The following is a 6,868-nucleotide window of genomic DNA, read 5'->3' as shown; positions in this document are numbered from 1 at the left end:
CGCGCAGGCGGTTGCCCGGGGGCTCGTTCATCTGGCCGTAGACCATCGCGACCTTCGACTCTTCGAGCCGCTCGAGGTTGACGACGCCCGAATCGGCCATCTCGTGATAGAAGTCGTTGCCTTCGCGGGTGCGCTCGCCGACACCGGCGAATACCGACAGGCCCGAGTGCGCCTTGGCGATGTTGTTGATCAGTTCCATCATGTTCACGGTCTTGCCGACGCCGGCGCCGCCGAACAGGCCCACCTTGCCGCCCTTGGCGAACGGGCACACCAGGTCAATCACCTTGATGCCGGTTTCCAGCAGTTCCTGCGACGGGCTCAGTTCATCGTAAGCCGGGGCCTTGCGGTGAATCGGCGCGGTGAGTTCCTGGCTGACCGGGCCACGTTCGTCAATCGGCGCGCCCAGCACGTCCATGATGCGGCCCAAGGTGGCCTTGCCGACCGGAACCGTGATGTTGGCGCCGGTGTTGTACACGATGTTGCCGCGGCGCAGGCCGTCGGAGGTGCCCAGGGCGATGGTACGCACGATGCCGTCACCCAGCTGCTGCTGGACTTCCAGCGTCAGCGCGGAGCCTTCCATTTTGAGCGCATCGTAAATCTTGGGCATCTGGTCACGCGCGAATTCCACGTCCACCACCGCACCAATACACTGAACAATCTTGCCTTGAATCTGAGCCATGATTGAATCCTCTTTCGATCTTTACGTTCTTTAAATCTTCTGAATGGGGCGTGGCGGCTTAAACCGCTGCGGCACCGGCAACGATTTCCGAAAGCTCTTTCGTGATCGCCGCTTGACGCGTTTTGTTGTACACCAGCTTGAGCTCGCCAATCACGCTGCCGGCGTTGTCGGTGGCGGCCTTCATGGCCACCATGCGGGCCGATTGCTCGGACGCCATGTTCTCGGCGACGGCCTGATAGACCAGTGCCTCGACGTAGCGAACCAGCAGGTCGTCGATCACGGTCTGCGCATCAGGCTCGTAGATGTAGTCCCAGCCATGCTGGCCCTCGTCGGCCTGCAGGTGCGCCGCCGTCAGCGGCAGCAACTGCTCGACCACCGGCTCCTGGCGCATGGTGTTGATGAACTTGGTGTAGCACAGGTACACCGCCTCAAGCTTGCCTTCGCTGTAGGCATCGAGCAGCACCTTGACGGGGCCGATCAATTTCTCCAGATGCGGCTTGTCGCCCAACTGGGTCGCGTGGGCCACCACCTTGGCGCCAACGCGGTTGAGGAAGCCCAGACCCTTGTTGCCAATCGCCACCGCCTGCGCGTCGTGCCCCGCTGCCTGCAGTTCCTTGAGCTTGGTGGTCACGGCGCGCAGCACGTTGGTGTTCAAGCCACCGCACAGGCCCTTGTCGGTCGTCACCACGATGAAGCCGGTGGTCCTGGCGTCGTGGGACTCCATGAACGCGTGGGTGTACTCGGGGTTGGCTTGCGCCAGGTTGGCCGTGATGTTGCGGATCTTGTCGCTATAGGGACGGGCCGCGCGCATCCGCTCCTGTGCCTTGCGCATCTTGGAGGCCGCCACCATTTCCATGGCTTTGGTGATCTTTTTGGTGTTTTCCACCGACTTGATCTTGCCGCGTATTTCCTTGCCTGCTGCCATAGTGGGTCCTAAGGTTCCTGATGTTGTCTAGAAGCGCTGCGTTTCAGGGCAGGCTCAGGCAAACGACTTCTTGAACGCGGCCACGGCCGTGTTCAGTTCCGCCTCGGCATCCTTGTCCATGGCCTTGTTGGCTTCGAGCTTGGCCATCAGCGCCGCGTTCTTGTCCTTGAGGTAGCCGTGCAGGCCGGCTTCAAAGGCCAGCACGCGCTTGACTTCGACATCGTCCATGAAGCCCTTGTTGACGGCGAACAGCGTGGCGGCCATGTTGGAAATCGACAGCGGCGAGTACTGGGCCTGCTTGAGCAGTTCGGTCACGCGGGCACCGCGGTCCAGCTGCTTGCGGGTAGCTTCGTCCAGGTCAGAGGCAAACTGCGCAAAGGCGGCCAGTTCACGGTACTGCGCCAGGTCGGTACGGATACCACCGGACAGGTTCTTGATCAGCTTGGTCTGGGCCGCGCCCCCGACGCGCGACACCGAGATGCCGGCGTTGATGGCGGGACGGATACCGGCGTTGAACAGGCTGGTTTCCAGAAAGATCTGGCCGTCGGTGATCGAAATCACGTTGGTCGGAACGAAAGCGGACACGTCACCGGCCTGCGTCTCAATGATCGGCAGTGCCGTCAGGGAACCGGTCTTGCCCTTGACTTCGCCCTTGGTAAAGTCTTCGACATACTTTTCGTTGACGCGGGCGGCGCGCTCGAGCAGGCGGCTGTGCAGATAGAACACGTCGCCAGGGTAGGCTTCGCGGCCTGGCGGGCGGCGCAGCAGCAGCGACACCTGGCGGTAAGCCACGGCCTGCTTGGACAGGTCGTCATACACAATCAGCGCGTCTTCACCGCGATCGCGGAAGTACTCGCCCATGGTGCAACCAGAGTAGGCGCTCACATACTGCATGGCGGCCGACTCGGAAGCAGAAGCGGCCACGACGATGGTGAATTCCATCGCGCCGGCCTGCTCCAGCGAGCGAACCACGTTCTTGATCGACGAGGCTTTCTGGCCAATCGCGACGTAGACGCAGTACACGCCCTTGCCCTTTTGGTTGATGATGGCGTCAATCGCGACGGCGGTCTTGCCGGTCTGGCGGTCGCCAATGATCAGCTCGCGCTGGCCACGACCGACGGGCACCATGGAGTCGATCGATTTCAGGCCGGTTTGCAGCGGCTGGTCAACCGATTTACGGGCGATCACGCCGGGCGCAACCTTTTCGATCACGTCGGTCATCTTGGCGTTGATCGGACCCTTGCCGTCAATCGGCTGACCCAGCGCATTGACCACGCGGCCGAGCAGCTCGGGGCCGACCGGCACTTCCAGAATACGGCCCGTGCACTTGACGGTGTCGCCTTCGGCGAGGTGCTCGTATTCGCCCAGAATCACCGAGCCGACCGAGTCGCGCTCGAGGTTCAGCGCCAGACCATAGGTCGGCGTGCCATCGGCGGTGGCCGGAAATTCCAGCATCTCGCCCTGCATCACATCGGACAGGCCGTGGATGCGGACAATACCGTCGGTCACCGACACCACGGTGCCCTGGTTACGGATGTCCGCGCTGGCGGTCAGGCCTTCGATGCGGCTCTTGATCAGTTCAGAAATTTCTGCGGGATTGAGTTGCATGACTCTTTCCTTCTTTCTAGGTTGTTGGCGAAAAACTGGCTATTGCGCGGGGCGCAGGCTCAGGCAATCAGCGCCATTTTCATTTGCTCTAAACGGGCTTTGACCGAGGTGTCCAGCACCTCGTCACCCACCACCACACGCACGCCGCCTATCAAGGCCGGCTCCAGCTCGACCTTGAGGTTGAGCTTGCGGCCAAAGCGCTTGTCCAGCGTTGCCGCCAGATCAGCCAGCGCGGCGTCGTCCAGCGCAAAGGCGCTGTAGACGGTCGCGTCGGACGAACCGCTGTGCGCGTTTTTCAGCGCGCGAAACTGGCTGGCGATTTCCGGCAGGACGCCGATGCGTCCATTGTCGATCACGGTGCGCAGGAAGTTCCTGGCGGCGTCCGGCAGGCTGCCCTGCACAACACCTGACATTACGTCAAACGTCTGCGCGGCGGTGACGCTGGGATTGCCCGCATATTGCTGCAGCTGGACGTTGCCCGCTATGGTTGCCAGCTCATCGAGCCAGACAGCCGTGCCGCCGAGATCGCTCCCGGCGGTCTTGAACAGCGCTTCAGCATAAGGTCGGGCAATGGTGGCTAGTTCGGCCATAGTAATGCTCGCTTGAAGGTTTCAGTCAAAGTCAAAGTTCAGTCTTCAGGCGGCCCAGCAAGTCGGCATGCACACCGGCATTGACTTCCTTGCGCAGAATCTGCTCAGCACCCTTGACCGCCAGTGCGGCGACCTGCTCGCGCAGCGTCTCACGGGCCTTGACGGTTTGCTGCTCAGCTTCAACCTTGGCGGCGGCAATAATCTTGCTGCCCTCTTCGGTTGCCCTGGCCTTGGCCTCTTCGATCAGGGCCTGGCCACGGCGCTCGGCCTCGGCCAGACGCACGGCCGACTCGTTGCGCGACTTGACCAGTTCGTCTTCCACGCGCTTGTTGGCGACGGAAAGTTCGGACTTGGCTTTGTCGGCAGCGGCAAGGCCGTCGGCGATTTTTTGGGCTCGCTCGTCCAGCGCTTTCATGATGGGCGGCCACACAAATTTCATTGTGAACCACACCAGGATCGCGAAAACGATCGCCTGGACGAACAGGGTTGCATTAATACTCACGGCAACGCCTTTCTGTCAGGGTTGTGACGATTACTTCAGCACAAAAGGATTGGCAAACGCGAACATCATCGCGATACCGACACCGATCAGGAAAGCGGCGTCGATCAGGCCTGCGAGCAGGAACATCTTGGTTTGCAGCTCGTTCATCAGTTCAGGCTGGCGGGCGGCCGCTTCGAGGTATTTGCTACCCATGATGCCGATGCCGATACATGCGCCAACAGCGCCCAGGCCAATGATCAGGCCAGCGGCCAAAGCGACAAAACCGAGTACGTTTTCCATTTAAAAGCTCCTATGGATTTAAATTAACTAACAAACAAAAGAAAAGGGGAAGAAAACCCGACCGAAAAAACCTGCTGAAAACCTAGTGGTGATCGTGGGCCTGGCCCACATACACCAGCGCCAGCATCATGAAGATGAAGGCCTGCAAGGTGATGATCAGAATGTGAAAGATGGCCCAGACCGTGCCCGCCAGGATCTGGCCGATCGGCAACAAAATGCCCGACAGCGACATGGCGGCCGCGCCACCCATGAGCGCGATCAGCATGAACACCAGTTCGCCCGCGTACATGTTGCCAAACAGTCGCATGCCGTGCGACACGGTCTTGGCGGCGAATTCGATCAGCTGCATCAGGAAGTTGACTGGCCAGAGCAGGGGATGCGCGCCAAACGGGGCCGTGAACAGCTCGTGGATCCAGCCGCCCGCGCCCTTGATCTTGATGTTGTAGGCGACGCAGACCAGCAGCACCGAAACCGACAGGCCCAGCGTGGTGGACAGATCGGCCGTGGGCACGACCCGCATGTAGGCATGGGCCGGATCATGACCCGCAGCGCTGAAAATCCAGGCCCAGACCTTGGGCAGGAAATCAACCGGTAGCAGATCCATCGCATTCATCAGGAAAATCCAGACAAACACGCTCAGGGCCAGCGGAGCGACCAGCTTGCGGCTGTGTTCGCTTTTGATGATGCCCCGGGCCTGGGTGTCGACCATTTCGACCAGGATTTCGACGGCCGCCTGAAAGCGCCCCGGCACTCCGGCCGTTGCAGACCTTGCAGCCAGCCACAGGAAAAGGCTGCCGACCACGCCCAACAGCACGGCCCAGATGATGGAGTCAAGGTTGTACACCGAGAAATCGATGACGCCGCTCATGGGCTTGTTTTGCCAATGCGTCAGGTGGTGACCAATGTACTCACCCGCGGTTAAAGCGCTTCCGGAAGATTCACTCATCTCTCAAATCTCTTCTTGATGTAGCTTACGCTTGACTTTTCAGCCTGGACTGGAGCCAGAGCACCAGCCAGACCACCTTTATTGTTACCACCAGGCCGACCAGCATGGCCGGCCAACTCAAATCCGAAACCAGCCGGGGCGCGGCAAACAGCATGGCCAGCACCAGGCCAATCTTGACCATTTCCCACAAAAAAAATCCAGCCACCGCAGCGCCCGGATTCATGGACGACACCTTGCTCATCAAACCCCGCGCAAACAAGGCGCCAGGAATGACAACGGCCAGCGCGCCATACAGCACCGACCAGCCCACGGCAGCCCGCCCGGTCAGACCCCAGCCAGCCAATGCCGCCAGGATCCCCACCACCAATTGCCCCGCCAGCACCCGCCAGGGGGACACCGAAGGCTTGGCCGCGCTGAGCTTTTGGGCCTCTTCCCGCGTCAGGGGCTTGAAATCCGCCTCCGCCGCATCCATGTCAGGTGGATACCCCGTACCGCGCCTGACCGGCTCGTCTGCCGAATTTGCTATTTTGTGCATTACAAATTACGGCAGGGTTACAAAGCAATTATTAGCAAAGCCCCTGATTATACGTAGAAACCCTGCGCTCCAGCAAGCGTATTGTGTAAATCTGAGGGGCCGGTGCCATGGTCAACCCCGGCTGCGGCGGGACGCGGCCTGAGCCACAATCAGACACAACAATTGCAGCGCCTGCGCGCCTGACCCGGTCGGCCAGGCGCTGTCGCACAATCCGGAAAGAACGCCCATGCCCGCCCTGATCAAATTTCTGCATATTGCCGCCGCCATTGTCTGGCTGGGCGGTGCCAGTTTCATGCTGTTTGCGCTGCGCCCGGTGGCTGCAGCCCAGCTGACGCCGCCGCAACGGCTGCCGCTGATCACGCAGGTGATGGGGCGGTTTTTTGCCCTGGTTTGGGCGGCCATCGCCGTGCTGCTGCTGACCGGCCTGGCCATGCTGCTGGCCGTCGGCATGAAGAACGCGCCCACCGGCTGGCACCTGATGTTCGGCCTCGGTGTGCTGATGTTTGCGCTGTTCGGCCATCTGTATTTCGGCCCGTTTCGCCGCCTCAAGCAGGCGGTAGTCGCGGCCAACTGGCCCGAGGGCGGCCGCCGGGTCGGGCAAATCGCCACGCTGGCGCTGGTTAATCTGGTGCTGGGTGCGCTGGCGATTGCCGCTGTTGTTTTTCTGGCATAGGCAGCCTGTTCTAGCCCCATGAAAGCGCGCCCCAAACCGGCTCCGGACCACTCGCGCTGGACCGCCCGCCTCAAAGCCTCGGTGCCGACCCGCGAGGTGCTGATGGCCAACCCCTGGCTCAAACCGGTGGC

Annotated in this window: 8 protein-coding genes and 1 pseudogene; 1 reads left to right on the top strand and 8 read right to left on the bottom strand. The window is 61.2% G+C overall.

Annotation, left to right across the window (positions count from 1 at the left end; all coding sequences use genetic code 11):
- The 8 genes and pseudogenes from RMO23_RS15290 to RMO23_RS15255 all read right to left on the bottom strand — a co-directional run.
- Nucleotides 1-679: pseudogene (locus RMO23_RS15290) on the bottom strand (F0F1 ATP synthase subunit beta); the annotation flags it as partial.
- Between the two features lie 58 nt (nucleotides 680-737).
- Nucleotides 738-1,604 carry a F0F1 ATP synthase subunit gamma gene (gene atpG, locus RMO23_RS15285; RefSeq protein ID WP_309683324.1) on the bottom strand — a complete coding sequence of 289 codons (867 nt, stop codon included), beginning with the start codon at nucleotides 1,602-1,604 and terminating at the stop codon, nucleotides 738-740.
- Between the two features lie 54 nt (nucleotides 1,605-1,658).
- Nucleotides 1,659-3,212, bottom strand: a complete 1,554-nt coding sequence (atpA, locus tag RMO23_RS15280; protein ID WP_309683321.1) for a F0F1 ATP synthase subunit alpha — start codon at nucleotides 3,210-3,212, stop codon at nucleotides 1,659-1,661.
- A gap of 59 nt (nucleotides 3,213-3,271) precedes the next feature.
- Nucleotides 3,272-3,802, bottom strand: coding sequence for a F0F1 ATP synthase subunit delta (locus RMO23_RS15275; RefSeq protein WP_309683318.1), 531 nt, complete (start codon nucleotides 3,800-3,802; stop codon nucleotides 3,272-3,274).
- Nucleotides 3,803-3,833: 31 nt separating this feature from the next.
- Nucleotides 3,834-4,304: a F0F1 ATP synthase subunit B gene (locus tag RMO23_RS15270; RefSeq protein WP_309683316.1), complete on the bottom strand. Its 471-nt coding sequence runs from the start codon at nucleotides 4,302-4,304 to the stop codon at nucleotides 3,834-3,836.
- Between the two features lie 30 nt (nucleotides 4,305-4,334).
- Complete coding sequence (gene atpE / locus RMO23_RS15265; RefSeq protein WP_180128455.1) at nucleotides 4,335-4,583, bottom strand: F0F1 ATP synthase subunit C; 249 nt, start codon at nucleotides 4,581-4,583, stop codon at nucleotides 4,335-4,337.
- 82 nt (nucleotides 4,584-4,665) lie between these two features.
- A complete protein-coding gene (gene atpB / locus RMO23_RS15260; protein ID WP_309683302.1) occupies nucleotides 4,666-5,529 on the bottom strand; it encodes a F0F1 ATP synthase subunit A in 864 nt (287 codons plus the stop codon).
- Between the two features lie 25 nt (nucleotides 5,530-5,554).
- Complete coding sequence (locus tag RMO23_RS15255) at nucleotides 5,555-6,001, bottom strand: ATP synthase subunit I (protein WP_405041614.1); 447 nt, start codon at nucleotides 5,999-6,001, stop codon at nucleotides 5,555-5,557.
- 289 nt (nucleotides 6,002-6,290) lie between these two features.
- Here RMO23_RS15255 and RMO23_RS15250 point away from each other — a divergent pair, with 289 nt between their 5' ends.
- Nucleotides 6,291-6,737, top strand: a complete 447-nt coding sequence (locus tag RMO23_RS15250) for a DUF4149 domain-containing protein (RefSeq protein ID WP_309683294.1) — start codon at nucleotides 6,291-6,293, stop codon at nucleotides 6,735-6,737.
- The last annotated feature ends 131 nt before the right edge of the window (nucleotides 6,738-6,868 follow it).

Origin of the sequence: Polaromonas sp. (assembly GCF_031411155.1) — a bacterium.
Lineage (GTDB): Bacteria > Pseudomonadota > Gammaproteobacteria > Burkholderiales > Burkholderiaceae_C > Polaromonas.
This window is presented reverse-complemented; position numbering and strand designations above follow the sequence as displayed.

Bases quoted from the DNA above. Each gene is read 5' to 3' on its own strand.
- atpG (WP_309683324.1), bottom strand. From the start codon at position 1,604: ATGGCAGCAGGCAAGGAAATACGCGGCAAGATCAAGTCGGTGGAAAAC.
- atpA (WP_309683321.1), bottom strand. From the start codon at position 3,212: ATGCAACTCAATCCCGCAGAAATTTCTGAACTGATCAAGAGCCGCATC.
- RMO23_RS15275 (WP_309683318.1), bottom strand. From the start codon at position 3,802: ATGGCCGAACTAGCCACCATTGCCCGACCTTATGCTGAAGCGCTGTTC.
- atpE (WP_180128455.1), bottom strand. From the start codon at position 4,583: ATGGAAAACGTACTCGGTTTTGTCGCTTTGGCCGCTGGCCTGATCATT.
- atpB (WP_309683302.1), bottom strand. From the start codon at position 5,529: ATGAGTGAATCTTCCGGAAGCGCTTTAACCGCGGGTGAGTACATTGGT.
- RMO23_RS15255 (WP_405041614.1), bottom strand. From the start codon at position 6,001: ATGGATGCGGCGGAGGCGGATTTCAAGCCCCTGACGCGGGAAGAGGCC.
- RMO23_RS15250 (WP_309683294.1), top strand. From the start codon at position 6,291: ATGCCCGCCCTGATCAAATTTCTGCATATTGCCGCCGCCATTGTCTGG.